Genomic DNA, 453 nt, shown 5'->3' with positions numbered 1-453 from the left:
GTTTTAATAAGACTTGAAAGTTGAGTAGAAAGATTTGCTAGTTTAACATCTGCTGTATCTGTTTTTAGCTTATCCAACAAAGAAAGAATTTGCATAAAAGAAGCAGATTCGAAAATGCTTATCTTATCACTCTCATCAAAAGCTCCTTTTTGAAGTCTGTTCATCGCTTCACTAACAACTTCTTTTTGACTGATCTTCATATGATCAGGTAAAAATTCATTGGTTTCATCAATAGAATTAAGCAAAGAATTTAAAAAACTTTCCGTATCATCTTGAGTTGAATTTTTACTATCGCTACTTTCATGTTCTTTATTTTTACTCGTTTTACTAAAGGAACTACTAGTATTAGAAGTTTTACTCGGCGTAAGATTTAAAACATCATTTTGCGGAGCTAAATTTGACATCACTTTTCCTTCAAAAAAAATTATTTTAAAAATTTATCTACCATTACAT

General features: G+C 28.9%; 1 protein-coding gene. It reads right to left on the bottom strand.

Going from position 1 to position 453, the window contains the following annotated elements:
* Positions 1-404 (bottom strand): hypothetical protein (locus tag IR141_RS12805; RefSeq protein WP_209304452.1); only part of this gene is annotated, 404 nt, incomplete at its 3' end.
* Positions 405-453: the final 49 nt, after the last annotated feature.

This window comes from Neisseria sp. 19428wB4_WF04 (assembly GCF_015235335.1).
GTDB classification, from domain to species: Bacteria; Pseudomonadota; Gammaproteobacteria; order Burkholderiales; family Neisseriaceae; genus Neisseria; species Neisseria musculi.
The sequence above is the reverse complement of the archived record's forward strand: the minus strand, read 5'-3'. Positions and strand labels throughout refer to the sequence as shown.